17 protein-coding genes and 1 pseudogene are annotated in these 16,484 nt (G+C 69.7%); 12 read left to right on the forward strand and 6 right to left on the reverse strand.

The features are described 5' to 3' along the window. The first annotated feature begins 94 nt into the window (after positions 1-94). The gene (locus ACFXGX_RS40885) at positions 95-409 is read left to right on the forward strand and encodes a MerR family transcriptional regulator (protein ID WP_384802782.1); all 315 of its coding nucleotides are present in this window, start codon (positions 95-97) and stop codon (positions 407-409) included. A 406-nt stretch (positions 410-815) separates the two neighbouring features. On the opposite strand, the gene ACFXGX_RS40890 is transcribed toward ACFXGX_RS40885, so the two are convergent. Continuing rightward, complete coding sequence (locus tag ACFXGX_RS40890; protein ID WP_384802785.1) at positions 816-1,175, reverse strand: hypothetical protein; 360 nt, start codon at positions 1,173-1,175, stop codon at positions 816-818. 577 nt (positions 1,176-1,752) lie between these two features. On the opposite strand from ACFXGX_RS40890, the gene ACFXGX_RS40895 reads away from it, so the two are divergent. Both ACFXGX_RS40895 and ACFXGX_RS40900 read left to right on the forward strand, forming a co-directional pair. Beyond that, positions 1,753-2,406: a hemolysin III family protein gene (locus ACFXGX_RS40895; RefSeq protein WP_384802825.1), complete on the forward strand. Its 654-nt coding sequence runs from the start codon at positions 1,753-1,755 to the stop codon at positions 2,404-2,406. Between the two features lie 95 nt (positions 2,407-2,501). After that, positions 2,502-2,684 carry a hypothetical protein gene (locus ACFXGX_RS40900; protein ID WP_384802828.1) on the forward strand — a complete coding sequence of 61 codons (183 nt, stop codon included), beginning with the start codon at positions 2,502-2,504 and terminating at the stop codon, positions 2,682-2,684. Positions 2,685-2,984: 300 nt separating this feature from the next. Here ACFXGX_RS40900 and ACFXGX_RS40905 read toward each other — a convergent pair whose 3' ends face one another. Both ACFXGX_RS40905 and ACFXGX_RS40910 read right to left on the reverse strand, forming a co-directional pair. Then, complete coding sequence (locus tag ACFXGX_RS40905; protein ID WP_384802788.1) at positions 2,985-3,422, reverse strand: DUF2267 domain-containing protein; 438 nt, start codon at positions 3,420-3,422, stop codon at positions 2,985-2,987. Positions 3,423-3,617: 195 nt separating this feature from the next. Next, positions 3,618-4,049, reverse strand: coding sequence for an Hsp20/alpha crystallin family protein (locus ACFXGX_RS40910; protein WP_384802791.1), 432 nt, complete (start codon positions 4,047-4,049; stop codon positions 3,618-3,620). A gap of 148 nt (positions 4,050-4,197) precedes the next feature. Between ACFXGX_RS40910 and ACFXGX_RS40915 the strand changes: the two genes are divergently transcribed. Beyond that, positions 4,198-4,845, forward strand: a complete 648-nt coding sequence (locus tag ACFXGX_RS40915) for a type III effector protein (RefSeq protein WP_384802794.1) — start codon at positions 4,198-4,200, stop codon at positions 4,843-4,845. Between the two features lie 261 nt (positions 4,846-5,106). Here ACFXGX_RS40915 and ACFXGX_RS40920 read toward each other — a convergent pair whose 3' ends face one another. Then, entirely contained in the window at positions 5,107-5,787 is a 681-nt protein-coding gene (locus ACFXGX_RS40920; protein WP_384802798.1) for a TetR/AcrR family transcriptional regulator, read from the reverse strand. A gap of 154 nt (positions 5,788-5,941) precedes the next feature. On the opposite strand from ACFXGX_RS40920, the gene ACFXGX_RS40925 reads away from it, so the two are divergent. From ACFXGX_RS40925 to ACFXGX_RS40955, 7 genes and pseudogenes are all read left to right on the forward strand, one after another. Beyond that, positions 5,942-6,895, forward strand: coding sequence for a fumarylacetoacetate hydrolase family protein (locus ACFXGX_RS40925; protein WP_384802801.1), 954 nt, complete (start codon positions 5,942-5,944; stop codon positions 6,893-6,895). Positions 6,896-6,990: 95 nt separating this feature from the next. Continuing rightward, complete coding sequence (locus ACFXGX_RS40930) at positions 6,991-8,982, forward strand: acyl-CoA synthetase (RefSeq protein WP_384802804.1); 1,992 nt, start codon at positions 6,991-6,993, stop codon at positions 8,980-8,982. After that, a complete protein-coding gene (locus ACFXGX_RS40935) occupies positions 8,979-9,329 on the forward strand; it encodes a DoxX family protein (protein ID WP_384802807.1) in 351 nt (116 codons plus the stop codon). The genes ACFXGX_RS40930 and ACFXGX_RS40935 overlap by 4 nt, the downstream gene beginning before the upstream one ends. Before the next feature lie 42 nt (positions 9,330-9,371). Beyond that, a complete protein-coding gene (locus ACFXGX_RS40940; RefSeq protein ID WP_384802810.1) occupies positions 9,372-9,641 on the forward strand; it encodes a hypothetical protein in 270 nt (89 codons plus the stop codon). A gap of 108 nt (positions 9,642-9,749) precedes the next feature. Then, positions 9,750-10,895 (forward strand): VOC family protein, encoded by a 1,146-nt coding sequence (locus ACFXGX_RS40945; RefSeq protein WP_384802813.1) that lies wholly within the window; start codon positions 9,750-9,752, stop codon positions 10,893-10,895. Next, complete coding sequence (locus ACFXGX_RS40950) at positions 10,892-12,571, forward strand: bifunctional 3-(3-hydroxy-phenyl)propionate/3-hydroxycinnamic acid hydroxylase (protein ID WP_384802816.1); 1,680 nt, start codon at positions 10,892-10,894, stop codon at positions 12,569-12,571. Before ACFXGX_RS40945 ends, ACFXGX_RS40950 begins: the two co-directional genes overlap by 4 nt. Positions 12,572-12,952: 381 nt before the next feature. Further along, positions 12,953-13,027 (forward strand): annotated as a pseudogene (locus tag ACFXGX_RS40955) (HdeD family acid-resistance protein); the annotation flags it as partial. A gap of 93 nt (positions 13,028-13,120) precedes the next feature. On the opposite strand, the gene ACFXGX_RS40960 reads toward ACFXGX_RS40955, so the two are convergent. Further along, the gene (locus ACFXGX_RS40960) at positions 13,121-13,363 is read right to left on the reverse strand and encodes a hypothetical protein (RefSeq protein ID WP_384802831.1); all 243 of its coding nucleotides are present in this window, start codon (positions 13,361-13,363) and stop codon (positions 13,121-13,123) included. A gap of 664 nt (positions 13,364-14,027) precedes the next feature. Here ACFXGX_RS40960 and ACFXGX_RS40965 point away from each other — a divergent pair. Next, positions 14,028-14,453: a hypothetical protein gene (locus ACFXGX_RS40965; RefSeq protein WP_384802819.1), complete on the forward strand. Its 426-nt coding sequence runs from the start codon at positions 14,028-14,030 to the stop codon at positions 14,451-14,453. Between the two features lie 792 nt (positions 14,454-15,245). Here ACFXGX_RS40965 and ACFXGX_RS40970 read toward each other — a convergent pair. Beyond that, entirely contained in the window at positions 15,246-15,746 is a 501-nt protein-coding gene (locus tag ACFXGX_RS40970; protein ID WP_384802822.1) for a hypothetical protein, read from the reverse strand. Positions 15,747-16,484 lie beyond the last annotated feature (738 nt).

A 16,484-nucleotide genomic window follows, 5' to 3' on the forward strand; every position in this document is an offset into this window, starting at 1 on the left:
TCTTTTCGGGGGCCTGCTGTGTCTGTGTCTGTGGGGGGGGGGCGGGGCCCCACTGGGCCCCCGGGCCCCTCCACGCGTTCCACAGAGAGGTGCGATGACCGCAGACGACTCGTTCGGCCGTCTCGATGACGACGACTACCCCGCCTACACCATGGGCCGGGCCGCCGAGATGCTCGGCACCACCCAGGGCTTCCTCCGCGCCATCGGAGATGCCCGCCTCATCACCCCGCTCCGTTCAGCGGGCGGACACCGCCGCTACTCCCGCTACCAGCTGCGCATCGCCGCCCGCGCCCGCGAACTCGTCGACAACGGCACCCCCATCGAGGCCGCCTGCCGCATCATCATCCTCGAAGACCAGCTGGAAGAAGCACAGCGCATCAACGCCGAACACCGTCGCGCCGCCGGATAGCGGACCAACTGCCGGGTCCTGAGGCAGCTTTGGACCGGCGATTCCTCTCCGGCCTGATACTTAGCGGGCCGCGGCGGCAGGGCTCCGGCGATGAAGTCACCGGAGCCCTTCACGTTCCAACAGGCAAGTCGGCCAGGTCGTCACCCGCCAGGACCGCCGTGATTTCACCGCCGGCGAGGTCCTCCGGCCTTGACGCGGCTCGCTTCACCTGCCGCACTTTCCCCAAGGCGGCACCCGTGCCCATCCTCAGTTCGCTCCGATACGTTTCCACGATGCTCGGCGCTTCCGTGTCCGTCTGACCCAGGGAAACAGGCACGAGCCGGCACCTGGACAGCAGGGTGGCCCCGACCGGCGCGTGCCGGTGGGGGCCACACTGTGTGTAGCGGGTTCGTGCCGCAGTGGTTCCTCAGTGGTCGGAGTAGCTGAAGTCGCCCATGGTCCAGGCGCTGACGTCGGCGATCGCAACGCGGTACATCCCGCCCGTCTCGGGGATTCCGACCGTGCCCTGCAGGATCCGGGCGACATGGAAGTGCAGATGCGTGGGCGGTCCGTTCTTTTGCGCGGGGGTGTCGAAGACGGCGGAGAACTCGCCCAGGCGGGCGGAATCCGTCAGCACGTCCGACACCCTCTGCCTCCACACTGCTTCGGGAGCCAGTCGGCCGGTGATGACCGCACCACCGGTGACCACGGTCAGGGACATCTGGTTGCTCTGCTCGGACTCCACCAGGGTGGCGATGTCAACGAGCAGCTCGTCAGGCTTGGACATGGGGAAGATTATATTTAGTGGCCATCCGGCCTTTTGAGCGGTGGCGACAGCGGGCGGGGCGGCCGTTCACGGTATTGGCGCCGAAGGCGCGGCGGGATGACCGCGGTGGCGCGTGCGAGGCGATGAAACCTAGGTCAGCCGAAGCCGGCGCTGCCGTCGTTCTGGTCAAGGGCGCGCCGATGGCGGGCGGTCTGGGGTTCAGTGGGTGAGGAAGCATGGCGGTGGTGACGATCATTGACTTGCGGTCAGTCAAGCAGCGCCGACTGTCGGGAAGGACTACCGCGGTTACGTCCCTGAAAGAAGCGAAATTCAAACGGTTGCGGGACACCGTAACGACGACGCGGGCGTGCGTTTCGTGACCTCCCAGGGCTGTCCGGGTGTCGTCTTTTAGCATGGCCCCATGATCACCAGTGACGCCCAGGAGTCCAAAGGAGGACGGGAAGCTGTGTCCCGCGACGCCGCTGAAGCCGAACACATTCACGTCGCCTCAGGGTGTGGAGAACGTCGTGAAGACGGGCTGCCCTTCGGATCACGAGATGACGAAGCAGAAGAGATCGCTCATCCGGTTGCCGCTCTGGTGGAGCGGGCGGCCGGCCTGGCCGAACCGATCAAGCCGAGGTTGCGTGGCTGGCTCCATGCAGGAATGGTCCCCGCCTCACTGATCGCGGGCATCGTGCTCATCTGCCTGGCCCGCACGGCGCAGGCGGCCCTGGCCTGTGCTGTGTACTCGGTCACCGCCTGGATGCTGTTCGCAACGAGCGCCATCTACCACCGCGGTACCTGGAGGCCGCTCGGCGAGGCTCTCCTACGACGCCTCGACCACGCCAACATCTTCCTTATCATCGCCGGTACCTGCACCCCCCTGGCCGTACTCCTCCTCCCGCCGGACCAGCGGTCCATTCTGCTGTGGATCGTATGGGCGGGCGCACTGGCCGGCATCGCGTTCCGGGTCTTGTGGGTGGGAGCTCCGCGCTGGCTGTACACCCCGTGCTACCTGGCCCTGGGATGGGCACCGGTGCGCTACCTTCCCGATTTCCTGCATGCTGGCGGAGCGGCCGTACTCACCCTGATCGTGGCCGGGGGGCTCCTCTACAGCGCGGGCGCGGTCGTCTACGCCCTCCAGCGCCCCGACCCCTCACCCCGCTGGTTCGGCTTCCACGAGGTGTTCCACGCCCTGACCGTGGCAGCCTTCACCGCGCACTACATCGCCATCTCCCTGGCCACCTATTGACCGTGACGAGCCCGCGCCACTCGTCACACTCGTTGGTGCACGACAGTCCGGAGGGGCCCTGGCGCCGTTGGCATCAGGGCCCTTCCACGCGTTCCGTGAGAGGTGCAAGGACCGCGGACGACACGTGCGGCCGTCTCGACGACGACTACCCCGTTCTTCACCAGGGGCAGGCCGCCGAGATGCTCGGCACCACCCAGGTCTTCCTCGGCGAAGCGCAGCGCATCCATGCCGAATACCGGCGCGTTGCCAGATCGGCGAACCCAACAGCCCTGGCATGAGCCCTGGCATGAGGAGGGTAGGTCCTGCAACTTCCCTGCGGGCTTCGGGGCTGGCGCCCATGCAGACTGCCCCGAACGCAAGCGTTCCGGGCAGTCTTGTCTTTCAAAGACCTGGTGTTGAGAGCGATCCAAGGTAGGGAGAGGCACTCTCGCTGGAATTCGCTGCTGTACCGCTGGGGCAACAAGTTCGGGCACTTGGGTGGCGTTCGCGGTGCCGCCGCCCTGCTCGGGCGGGCACGACGGCCACTCGGACCTGAGTGCCGTCCTTGTCCGGCAACGATGTGGATCCCGGCCCGGTTGTCAGGCAGCCCGAGCGAGCTGGGCCCGCCCGAACAGCAGGGCGTATCCGTCAGGGAGCTTCGCGATGATCCGGGCGATGAGGTCGTCTCCGGCCAGGCGGGCGACGACGCTGAGGACCGAACCGGTGTCCCAGCGGGTAGTCGCCAGAGGACCGCCGGTCCGTTCGGCGAGGTCCTTCACGAAGCCCCAGCCGGTCAGTGGCCTGCCAGCGGGGGTCTCCGAGACAAGGTAGCCGGCTGCTTCCTGGGGCAGGCGGGCGGCCAGCTCCACCCGTTCGTCGCCGGTCAACTGGCGGCCCAGGGCCTCAAGCACCCGGCGTACGACGTTTTGTGCCTGTCGGCGAGTGGGGTAAACACCTTCGTATCGCACCTTCTCCAGCATCTGGTCGAAGGTGACTGCCGTCGGAACAGAAGGCGCGGGGGGAGAGAGAAGAGTCATGGCGACGACTTTCCTTGCGTGAACCGTTATTCCTGCTGCGGTGAACCGATTGCCCCGTGTGAAAAATATGAACCGCGCACCTCGCGGAATCGGTTCTCCGGTGTGGAGCGTAGGGGCCGGTGCCGCCGGGGCCCAAGGCGGAAAATGCGGGCGAACAACCCTTGGGCCCAGGTCGGCGGAGGCGCGGCCGGAGGATCAGCTGTCGAGTTCCCTGCGCTCGCCGGTGCTACGGACGCTGATCTTGCGGGGCCTGGCCCGCTCGGCGATCGGGATGCTCAGAGTCAGGACACCGGCCTCGTAGTCCGCGGCGATGCGTTCGGTGTCCAGGGTGTCGGCCAGGACGATCTGTCGGGAGAAGACGCCCAGAGGCCGTTCAGACAGTTCCGTCTGGGCGTTCTCGGACCGCGGCAGCGGGCGTCGCTCCGCCCTCACGGTGAGCATGTTCCGCTCGACGGCGATGTCGAGCGCGTCGGGGTCGATGCCCGGCAGGTCGAAGGCGATGACGTACTGGTCGCCGTCACGGTAGGCGTCCATCGGCATCGCGGAGGGACGGGACCACGTTCCCGGACCCATCAGATGCTGGGCCAGGCGGTCGAGTTCACGGAACGGGTCAGTGCGCATCAACACGGAAAACACCTCCAGATGAGTTCAGGCAGTTGCTGCCAATGCGCTTCACCTGGCACCGTTGTAGCATGTCATCCGAACGACGACAACTCATCTGTCACCCGAACGACGACGGCTTGGGATGGCGGGCGCAATCGGCGGAGAAGAGACGATGACTGACGACCTCATCCCGACACCGGCATCCTTCACGGCAACAGTCACCGCTCTTGAGGCCATTGCCCAGGCCATGCGGACGGCGCGAACCGCGGAGGAAACCTCCACGGACGATTCTGAGCAGGCCATAGCGGCCCTGCTCCTCCTGCGCGAGGTTCGCGAGCAACTGGCCGGCTGGGAGTCCGGACTGATCGAGACAGCCCGTGAGGCCGGAGCCAGCTGGGCCGAATTGGCCCACCCGCTCGGCGTCTCAAGCCGCCAGGCCGCCGAACGCCGCTACCTGCGCGTGCGCCCCGGCGAAGCCGGCGCCACCAAGGAACAGCGTGTGCGGTTCACCCGTGACCAGCGTGCCGCGGACCGCTCCGTAACGGCCTGGGCGCAGGACCATGCAGCCGCGCTGCGCCAGCTCGCCGGGGCCATCACCGCCCTGCCGGATCTACCGGCCGCAGCGACGGACGCGATCAGGTCACTCCACACCGCACTCGGTGGGAGTGACCCGGCCCAACTCCTTGGTCCCCTCTCGGATACAGGACCTCACCTGCGGTCTGCTCATCCAGATCTCGCAGAGCGCGTTACCGACGTCGACCGCCACACGCACGAGAGACGCGAGAGCGAACAGCGTCAGCGCTCTTCCGGCGGGCAGTGACGGCCTCGCCATCCACGAAGGCACGCCGTCCCAGGGCTGCGAACTGCCGGGGTGTTCCGCCCCGCCCAGCGCGCCCATCTGTCCACGGTGCGCTCGTCGACCTGGCCAAGCATCTGTCGAAGTGGAACGAGGACATAATCGCCGCCTTTCTGGCCTCCCGCTGCCGCCGCCTCCGGTTCGGTCAGCTCAGCACCGCTGGGCGTGGCGCGGGCGCCGGAACTGGCCGGGCCGGACAGGCGTCGACCGGCATCCGCGTTTCGCTTATGTCAGGTCGCGGGCAGAGACGGCAGGCAGGGGCCGAGTGGCGATCTCCTGCGCTTCGGCGCGCGTCATGCCGAACATGCACAGGAGACGGACGGCCAGTTGATCGGTGACGCACTCGACGTCGAGGTCGGGGCGGGTCTCCAGGAGGTGGAGCACGCCGAGCAGGGCGCCGCCGGCCATGGCGACCGCGGTGCGCGCGTCGTCGATGTCCAGCCGTCCGTTGTTGGCGGCCGCCTGCAGGTCCCGCATCGCGAGCGGAGCCAGGCCGCTGTCGGAGGTCAGGTAGGGCATGCCGGTGTGCACGAGGATTCTGGCGATTTGCGGGTGGGTGCGCTGCAGGCGGCCGGTCAGACGGACGCTGGCGGCGAAGATCTCCGCCGGGTCCTTCAGGTCTCCCGCGGCGGAGTCCAGAAGTATGCCGTGTTGCTCCAGAGTGCGGGCGACGGCGGCTTCGAACAGCTCATCCTTGCTGGTGAAGTGGTTGTAGAAGGAGCCGAAGCCGACGTCCGCAGCCTCGGTGATCTCCTGGATGCTCACGTCGGCCCGCCCCTGCTCGGCGAGAATCAGCTGCGCGGCGGCGACTAGCGCGGCTCGCGTGCGCGCCTTGCGCCGGTCCAGGCGATTTGGCGCGGGTTTGGGCGTCCGACTGTTGGCCCCGCCCTGTCGGTCGGTACTCATCGCTCCATCCTACCCAGGATCAGGACTGATTATTTCATCAGGACTGATGACCATTGACGAGAATGTCATCTGGACTGATTCTTTCATCACTAGTGACCGGAGTTTGCTCGCGGGAGCAGTCCGGTCGATGCCTGTCCAGGACTCAGGAGAGCCGATGAGTATCCAAGTCGTCCGCACCACAGACGGCTGGTGGGTGGAGAGCGGCACAGGACGGCTGCACCGCGTGGACACCGATGCGGACACCACCGGCGGCCTGCTCGCCGACCGCTTGGCCGTGCAGGAGGCGGCCGGCCGTGCTGCGACCGACCCCGACGCGGGGCATTCCGCTGGAGAAGCCGAGCTACGGTCGCCCGTCACCACCCCCTGCCGGGTGGTGGCGCAGATGGTCAACTACCGTTCCCACGCGGTGGACTCCGGGTTCGACCCGGACACGGTCCCGCCTGCCTTCTTCCGCAAGGCCTCCGGGTCCGTCAGCGGGCCCTGCGAGGACATCGTGCGTCCACAGCACGTGCGTTTCCTGGACTACGAGGTGGAGCTCGGGCTGGTGATGGGCGCGCACCTGCCGGTCGACACCGAGGTCACCGACTCCACCCTGGCGGAGTATGTCGCCGCGCTGGTCGTCGCCGACGACGTCAGTGCCCGCGACGTGCAGCTGCCAAAGACGCAGTTCTACGAGTCCAAGTCGTACCCGACCTTCACCCCGCTGGGCCCCCGGCTGCTCCTGGTCGACGCCGACGACCTGGCCCGCCTGCCGGACCTGCGGCTCACGCTGAAGGTCAACGGGGACACCCGGCAGGACCGCACCACCAGGGACATGATCGTCCGACCCGCGAAGGCGCTCACCCTGTTGGCCCGCTTCCAGACCCTGCAGCCTGGTGACGTCCTGCTCACCGGAACGCCTGGCGGCACCGCGTTGAAGTCACCGGGGAAGCTACTGGCCACGCTCGCCGCCCTGCTGCCCCCGCACAAGCGCTGGCAGAAGTTCTTCGCCCGCCAGCAGGCGAACCCCGACTACCTCAAGGACGGCGACGTCGTCACGGCACGCATTGCGACCGACGACGGCGTACTCGACCTCGGCGAGCAGCGCACGGTGGTGCGCGCCCGCTGACGACTCCCGGGGCCCCCGCCCGGGACCGGCCGGCCCGGCATCCCTGTACCGGGCCGGCCACTTCACCCCATTCCTCACCCTGCAAAGGCGCACCGGTGACATTCACACACACCGACCTGCGGTGGCCCGACCGCGACAGACTTGCGGACCTGACCGCCATCGAGGCCGTCCCGCTGCATGAGCGCGGTCTGCCCGCCACCACCTACGGAGCCCTGCTCCGCGCCGCCCGCCTGTGGCCCGACCGTCCGGCCATGACGGTGCTCCCGGATGCCGCGCGCTTCCTGCGCTCCGCCACCGTGACCTTCGCGCAAATGCACGACCAGGTGCATCGCACCGCCAACCTGCTGCGCTCGCTCGGCGTCACCCGCCGCGGCGCCGTGGGCCTGCTCGCGCCGAACACAGCGGAGCTGCCGGCCGCTCTCCTGGCCGCGCAGGCCGCGGGCATCGCCGCCCCGGTGAACCCGGGCCTGGCGGCCGAGCACGTCGAGCAGCTGTTGCGGCGCGGCGGCGTGCGCGTGCTCGTGGCCGCCGGTCCGCAGCTGGATGCGCAGGTGTGGGCCACGGCCCGGCAGGTCGCCGCCTCGCTGCGCCTGGACGCGCTGCTGGCCCTGGCCCCCACCATGGCCGACGGCCCCGCTCCCGCTCTGGAACCCGTCGAGGGCACACGCGTGGGCTACCTCGCGGAGCTGGCCGCCTCCCATCGCGCCGACAAGCTGGTGGACATCGAGGCCCCGGCCGCCGACGACCTGGCCGCCTACTTCCACACCGGCGGCACCACCGGGACTCCCAAGCTGGCCGCGCACACGCACGCCAACGAGGTTGTCGACGCCTGGTCGGTGGCCGCCGCCATCCCTCTCGACGAGGACTCGGTGATGTTCGCGGCGTTGCCGTTGTTCCACGTCAACGCCCTGATCGTTACCCTGCTCGGCCCGTTGCTGCGTGGTCAGCAGGTGGTGTGGGCCGGGCCGCTGGGCTACCGCGATCCCGAGCTGTACGGAGTGTTCTGGAAGCTGGTGGAGCACTACCGCATCGCCGCCATGTCCGGCGTGCCCACCGTGTACTCCGTCCTAGCCGGCGTCCCCGTCGACACGGACATCTCCAGCATGCGGTTCGCCGCCGTCGGCGCCTCCCCGCTGCCGGCCGCCGTACGGGCGTCCTTCGAGGCGCACACCGGCGTCCCGCTGTGCGAGGGCTACGGGCTGACCGAGGCGACCTGCGCCTCCGCCCTCGGCCTGCCCGGTCACACCCGGCCCGGCACCGTCGGCCGACGCCTGCCCTACCAGCAGGTCAAGACCGTGCGGATCGACCCGGACACCGGCGAGTGGCACGACCTGCCGCCAGGCGCCACCGGGGTCCTCGCCGTCAGCGGCCCCGTGGTCTTCGCCGGCTACGTCGCCGAGCACACTGCCGATGGGCCGCACCTGGAGATCGCCGGGAAGATCCGCGACGGCTGGCTGGACACGGGCGACCTGGCCCGCATCGACGCCGACGGCTTCATCCATCTCGTCGGCCGCGCCAAGGACCTGATCATCCGCGGGGGCCACAACATCGACCCCGCCACGATCGAGGACGCCCTCCTGGCCCACCCCGAGGTCACCGCCGCCGCGGCGGTGGGCCGCCCCGACCCGCACGCCGGCGAGGTGCCCGTCGCCTACGTCACCCTCACCCCCGGCGCCCGCGTGGACCCGGCCGAACTGCTCACCTGGGCCACCGAAAGGGTCCCCGAACGCGCCGCCGCCCCGCGGGAGGTGATCGTGACCGATGCCATCCCGCTCACCGCCGTCGGCAAGCCCTACAAGCTCGGCCTTCGCCTGGACGACACCCGCCGCGCGGTCCTGGCCGAACTGGCCTCCCAGGGAGGGGACTGCGACCCGGCACAGATCGTGTGCCGGCCGCACGAGGGCGGTGTCCTCGTCACGGTGCCCGCACCTGCCGACGAGGCGGAACGGCGCAAGGTCACCGCAGCCCTCGACCAGTACGTCCTCGACTGGCAGTACGCCCCCAGCCCGTCATCTGACCCGGGCCGCAGCGGCCCGCTTCCGGGTGGCCCCGAGCCGTCCCCTTCCGCACGGAGAGCACCTCAATGAGTACCCCCACCATCGTCATGGCCGTCGTCCTCGCAGCGATCTTCCTCTTGCTGGGAGCGGCCAAGCTCGCGGCAGTGCCCGTGATGCGCCAGGCCGCAGCCCATGCCGGCATGACCACTACCCACTACCGCCTGCTGGGCGCTCTGGAGGTTGCGGCCGCGGCCGGGCTGCTGGCTGGCCTGCGGATCACCGCGCTGGGTGTCGCCGCCGCTGTGGGCCTGATCCTGCTCATGGCCGGAGCCGTCGTCGTACACCTGCGCAGCGGCGACCCCGCCGCCCGCTGCCTGCCGGCCGCCGTCGTGGGCGCTCTGGCCGCAGCCCATCTCGTCCTGCTGGCCGGCGGCTAGCAGGCCCAGACACCGGTGGCCGCGCCGTCAGCACGCGTGGCCGTGACCGCCCGGCCGTCGGGACCAGCCGGGCACCGGGAGGACCACCACCATGAGACGCATCGATGTCCACCAGCATGTGCTGCCCCCTTCCTGGCCACCGCGGGCGCCCAGTCCGCAGAGTTCAACGAACTCGCCGTCGAGTTCGGCTACACCTACGACTTCGCCGCCGTCGTTCCCGACGGCACTCCCTTTGTCGGCTGGCGCGCCCACGGCACGGCCACCGACTCGGCCGCCGAACGCACCGCACTCGACACCCTGCTCGCACGGTAGGAACCGCTCACCTGCCGTGCCACCCGGCCCGCCGATCGCCGCCCCAACCGGCGGGCCGGGTCCCACTCTCACCCCCACAGGTCGTGGAGCCACTGGAAGGGAATCCCCATGAACGACCCGACATCCGTCCCCGTCCCCGCCGACGCCCACCAGGGCCTGCACAGCGAACAGAGTGCCCTGCGCGGGGAGCACCCCGGCCGCGCGGCCCAGTCCGTCATCAAGGTGGTCGACCTGGCCTGGCTGGAGTTCACCAAGCCCGACCTGGACCGCGCCGAGACCTTCGCCCGCGACTTCGGGTTCACCACCGCCGCCCGTACAGATGACGCCCTGTATCTGCGCGGCGCCATGGCCGGTCCCCACTGCCTGGTGATCCGCCGCGGGCCTGCCTCCCGGTTCATCGGCCCCGCCTTCCAGGCCGCCGACACCGCCGACCTCGACCGGCTGGCCCGTGCCACCGGCCACAAGGTCCGGCCCCTCACCGAGTACGGCGGAGGCCGCGCCGTGGACCTGCTCGACCCCTCCGGCATCCCGGTCCGCGTCGTACACGGCGTCACCGAGGAGCCCGCACAGCCGCTGCAACGACCCCTCGTCCTCAACACGGGCACCACCACCGCCGCCCGCATCAACGCCACCCAGCGCCCGGCCCGCAAGCCCTCCCAGGTGCAGCGCCTGGGGCACCTCGTGCTCTCCACCCGGGTCTTCCGGCGCGCCCTCGACTGGTACCTGGAGCACCTGGGCCTGATCGTCAGCGACTTCCTCTACCTGGACGGGCAGCGGGACCGCGGCCCCACCATGGCCTTCATCCGCTGTGACCGCGGCAGCGAACCCGCCGATCACCACACCCTGGCCATGCACCTGGGCCCCGACACGGACTATGTCCACTCCGCCTATCAGGTCGCCGACCTCGACGTGCTGGCCGCCGGCGGCGCGTACCTGCGCGAGCGCGGCTACCACCACTCCTGGGGCATCGGCCGGCACGTCCAGGGCAGCCAGATCTTCGACTACTGGCGTGACCCCGACCGCTTCATGCTGGAGCACTTCGCCGACGGCGACGTCTTCGACAACACGCTGGAACCCGGCTGGGCCGCCATGTCCGCCTCCGGTCTGGCCCAGTGGGGGCCGCCGGCCACCCGGGACTTCCTCGGTACCAACCCCTCGCCGGGGGCGCTGGTGCAGGCGATCTTCGCGCTGCGTGAGGACAACGAGATCGACCGCGCCCGTCTGCTCGGTCTGATGAAAGCCCTGAGTAAATGACCGCCACCACCCCTGAGCGTGTGCCCGTCGCGGTGATCGGTGCCGGGCCCACCGGGCTGAGCGCCGCCACCCTCCTCGCCCGCCACGGAGTGCCCGTCCTGGTCCTGGAACGTCACCGTGCGGCGTATCCGCTGCCGCGCGCCGTCCACCTGGACGACGAGGTGCACCGCATCCTCCAGGCCGCGGGCATCCATGAGCCGTTCAGCGCGATCACCCGTCCCGCTCGCGGTATGCGCCTACTGGACGGCTCCCACCGGGTGCTGGCCGAGTTCCTGCGCGACAACCCGTACGGATGGCACGGCTTTCCCCAGGCCAACATGTTCGACCAGCCCGAACTCGAACAGCTGCTCAGGGACAACCTCGAGAAACACCCCCTGGTCACGCTGCGCGGAGGCGTCGAGGTCACCGCCGTGACACCGCCCCCGCACGGCGGAACTCCGGTAGAGGTCTCCTTCCGGGACGAGGACACCGGCGTCGCCGGTACGCTCCTGGCCGACGCCGTCCTGGGGTGCGACGGCGCCAACAGCCTGGTCCGCGCCTCCATCGGCTCCCGGATGCAGGACCTTGCCACCGCCCAGCAGTGGCTGGTCGTCGATATCCGCTGCCGCCTCCCGCTGCCCGCCTGGGACGGCGTCCACCAGATCTGCGATCCGCAACGGGCGGCCACCTACATGCGCGTCGGCGAGGACCGCTACCGCTGGGAGTTCCGACTGCGCACCGGCGAGCAGCCGGAGCAGCCCACCGACCGGGAGCGTCTGCTCGCACTGATCGCACCCTGGACGCCGGGCATCCCCGAGGACGAACTGCACGTCCTGCGCACCGCCCGCTACACCTTCCGCGCCCAAGTCGCCGACCTGTGGCGCAAGGACCGCGTCTTCCTGCTCGGCGACGCCGCCCACCTCACCCCGCCCTTCATCGGGCAAGGAATGTGCGCGGGCATCCGCGACGCCCACAACCTCGCCTGGAAGCTCGCCCGCGTCCTCACCGGCCGCGCGAGCGAGGCCCTTCTCGACAGCTACCAGGCCGAACGCCACCGCCACGCACAGCAGTTGATCCGCACCGCCGTGGCCATCGGTGCTGTCATGACCGGCGGCAGAACGGCCACCGCGCTCGCCCGCAAGGCCGTCCTGCCCGGCCTCTCCCGGCTGCCGGGAGCCTCCCATCTCGTACTGTCCGCCGTCAGCCCGCCGCTGAGACCGGGCCCCCTGGTCGGCCCCCGCCGCCTCGGCCACCCGCGCCCCGGAACGCTGTGCCCCCAGCCCCTGGTCCCCGACTCAGAGGGCCTTCCCCGCCTGCTGGACGACCTGCTCGGTGAGGACTTCGCGCTCCTGGCCACCGCACCGCTCGGTCCTGCCCTGCACGCGCTGGTGCGAGCGCTGGACGCCCGCGTCATCCACCTGCACGACCCCCGGCGACAACCGCCCGGTACGGGCGGCGCCGCGCACCGCGGCGATCCGGGCACCAATGCCCTGGTGCGTTGGATGGGCAGCGCGGGTGCTGTCCTGCTCCGCCCCGACCGTGTCGTCCTCGGCACCGCGGCTCGGCCACGCCCCGGCAGCACGTGCGGAGACGACCTGGCGGCCGCCGCGGCGGCCTGGGCGCCCATGCTGTGCAGCGGCGGCCGTGCGGTCCGAGGCGCCGCGACGGTGGCCACGGAATCGCGTGACGGTGACTGAGTCCGCATCGCACAGGAGCTCCCGGTCTGTGCTGGACGTCCGGTCGCGCCACTCGCCGGGCGGATCGGCAACGAGCAGAAGGCGTTCACCAACTGGTGCCGGCTGTTCATCGGGCCTGGGCAGGGAATGCTCTGTCCGCGTGGGAGCCACCACCGCTGCAACCTCCGTCTCCCTCAGGTGAAAAGGGCCATATGGCCCCAGGCGAAACCGGGCCAGGCGGCGTGACGATGGAGGTGCGCTGACCCAAGCATGCGGTTCTTAGGAGGAGGGAACGCCATGACATCTCCCTCTGACCGGCCCTCCGCCCCGCACCGAGCCACCGGACACCGCCGCCGAACGCTGGATGCCTTGGCGAACCTGGGCTGGCAGATCCTGCTCACCATGGACCTGACTGCCATCGCCCTGGGCGTTGTGGCCCTTGCCTGGCCGGAGGAGACGCTGCGGGTCATCGGCGTGCTCTTCGGCGTCTACCTGCTGGTCATTGGTGTCTTCCAGTTGGCCGCCGCCTTCGGCACGCACGTCCCGGCCATGTCCGGGCCCTGCACTTCCTCACGGGTGCGCTCTCCGTCCTGTGCTCGGGCTGATCTGCTTCCAGGACACTCTGGAGTTGATTCTGCTGCTCGCCCTGTGGATCGGCTTCGGCTGGCTGCTGCGGGGCATCATGGTGACGGCCACGGCGGCCTCCGCCGAAGCCATACCGGCGCGAGGCTGGATGCTGCTCTCCGAAATCATCGGCACGCTCGCGGGCATCGTGCTGATCGTCTCGCCGTTCACCTCGATCGCCGCGCTCACCCTGGCCACGGCATCATGGCCATCGCTCTCGGGGCGGCCTACGGAGGCTTCCCCGAGTCCGTCTCCGAACTGGTGCCGACGCCCTCAACCGGCTGGAGAACAAGATCGGCGATCCGATCCGCCTCATCCTCGTCCCCTGGCACCTGTCGGTAAGGCATCAAGGGCGCTGATGTCCCCAGAGCGCAGGCGCTCGCGGCGTGTGGCGAAACCCGGACGTCAGAACCCTGTGCCGGGCGAAGGCGCTGGCGCGGTCAGTGCTGGAGGTGCGGCTGAGACCGGAACAGAGGCCGTCGTTCGGCGGTGGCGCCGGGAGCAAGGCTGCCGACTTCGACGCGCATCCTGACGGCGTGGAGCACCTCGAGAGCGGGTGCGGCGTGATGCCCACCAGGATCAGGGGGCCGTTCAGGCCGAGCACGGAGGCGGCCTGCTCGCGGACGGCGGGCACGCCAGCGCAGTCGAAGGCGAGGTCCAGGCCCCGTCCACCCGTGGCCACGTTCGCCTTGGCGGAAGCGTGGATTGCGGCGGTGGTCGCTGCGGGCGGTAGTGAGGTTCTCCCGCCCGACCAGCCTGGGAACGGACTGCGTCGCCATCCGTATGGCGGCCTCCTGACGCATGTGCCGGAGTGAATAGGGGCCCTTTTACGAAGAAACGGAAAGGTAGGGCCATGACGGAGACGATGGACCGCATCACCCAATTGACGGATCGGGCGAAGCACGCGCAAGAGCACGTGCAAAGCGCCATCACCAAGAACCGGGAGCAGTTGTCGGCTGCGGTCGAAGAGGCTCAGCAGGAGGCGGAACAGCGGGCAGAGGAACTCCGCCGTGAGGCAGCCGAACAGAAGGCCGATGCCGCTGCGTCACTGGAAGAGGCAAGGAACAAATGGCAGGCGCATGTAGCGACGGCCAAGATCCGTTTCCAGGAGCGCAAGGCCGAGCATGACGTGAAGCGCGCCGAGCACAACGCGGAGGATGCTGAGCGCTATGCGTCGTTCGCGATCGACTACGTCGCCTCTGCGATCCTGGAGGCGGAATCCGCTGCATTGGAAGCGTTGCTGACCCGTGCGGAGGCCGAAGCCCTGGCCAGCAGATAGCCAAGATTTGTGCGCACCGGCATGCTGCGTGCCCTCTCGGAGCCGCCCTCCCCGCAGGTGGTACGTGACCTGCAGGCTGCGGCTGACAGCGGATGGTTGGACATCGACGACATGCAGGCTGCTGCGGATAGGGCTGGGGTGCCCGGCTCGGAGGGTTCCAGGTGGTGGAGATCCGCCGCGGCCTGGACGCCGAGCATGTCACTGGCCAACTGGCCGCCCGCCTTCTGCGGCTGTTCGGCCTCTCCGCGCGGAAGCACAGGAGAACGCCACCCGGGCCGAGTTCCGGCCTGGTTGCCCCAATGGCCGACGAGGTCAACGCAGGCAGCACGGCGCTGGTCGCCGAGGGCGACACGACGGTCGACCTGTTCGCCATGCGGTTCGGCGCGGTGTGCGAGTGCAGGCCGGCCGAGCCGGTGCGCGCCGAGGTCCAAGGCGGTCCGCGAGGCGCGGAAGGCGACGGAACGCGAGGCCGCCAAGGCGCGCCGGAAGCAAAAGAAGGCCCATCTGGAGGCTCGTGTCGGCGTACAAGGTCATGGTGCGCCGATTCAGGCCCAGTTGATGGGCTGCGACGTGGAGAGAGCCTGTGTCGGTCACCGCCTGCACCGCCTCGAAGAGAGTCTTTGCATGACGGCGGGCGCGTGTATCGGCCTGGTCAGAGAATGCATGTGTGTTCTGTGGCGACGGTGCCGACTCGGGATCGGGAACTGCTGCGGACAGGCAGTTGCGGTGCGCGGCGGCAGTGGCTGGCTCACGGCGGCCGACGGACTGCCGCCAGCCGAAAGGGGGTCCTTATCAGTGCGGCAGGCCGGCTTTCGCAGCGTGGCGCAAGATGTCACCGCAGGTGGGCATTGGGGCTGGCTCGCGCTCGGTGAGAAGGATCAGCGAGTGGCGTACTTCCCTGCTCAGCTGGAAGAGCTGGCGGCTGGCTTGTCCGCCCTGTTCGGCGCAAACGCGGAAGCGTTGGACGGCCTGTTCGTCGCGGCTGTCGGCGAAGGTCTCCGGGAGCCCGGCGAGCAGTTCGAAGTCCTGCTTGCCGGTTGCCGCCTCCGCCACCCTTCGCACGGGCAGGGCGTCGAACTGGGTTGCCAGCACGGACGCGTCGACTGCAACCGCGTGGGCCGCCAGTGCTGTGAAGACCTCGATCGTCCACTCGCCCAGCGCCGGGTCCATGTCCCAGATCCGCAGGCTTTTGTGCCGCTCGGCCTGGCGGCCGGGCTCCTGGTCAACCAGCGGCAGCAGGACACGGCCCAGACGGGCGCAGCGGCTCCAGAGCGTGTCGGGGTCCGAGGTCACCGTCGATCCTTTCTGCGGTCAGTGAAGGCCCGCAGCAGCCGCCGTTGGAGAGTCGGCCGCTGCGGACCTTCCACTGTCGCATCAGGCGCAGGGTACGTACAGGACGGGGCTGTTCGCGGTGCCGGTTCCGTGCGAGCCGCCCGAACTGACGAGAGTTCCTACCCTGCTCGTACGCCAGGCGACGTTCGGATCGCCGGGCCGGTTCACGCAGTCTGCCGGCGCGGTCGAGGAGCGCAGCGGGGGCGCGCACTTGGACTGGCGGGCGGTTCCTGCCGTCATCCACCGGCTAGAGAAGTCGTTGCAGAACTCGAGGTCGACCTCGCTGGTGCAGGGTGAGGCGGTCCGGCATCGGAGGGTGAGTCGGCGCCGGGCCGCAACGCCAGCCTGCATCAGCGAGAACGCCGGCGCCACGCTGATGCGGCACAGGGGTGGGGCCCGAAGCGGGGCTTCAGGGCTTCGGGCCCTCGATCGGCGCACAGTCTCCAGAGCGTTGATCCCGGGCGCCGATCCGCTCAACGACGCGACGTCAGGTACGACACGATGCACCAACCTTCCCGCGGGCAGACGAGTGGGTTCTCGCCGGGGACGACTGCCCACGGGCGAGTCGCCGCCCTCACGGCAGACCGCTGCGGGACGATCAGGCGTCACGCCGCCCTCGCCCCCAGACCTGGCGAGGGCGGCTCTCTGCCGCTGTGGTCAGCTCCGGCAGAACCAGGCGGTCGCCTCTCCACGTCGAGG

This window comes from Streptomyces sp. NPDC059371 (assembly GCF_042751995.1).
Lineage (GTDB): Bacteria > Actinomycetota > Actinomycetes > Streptomycetales > Streptomycetaceae > Streptomyces.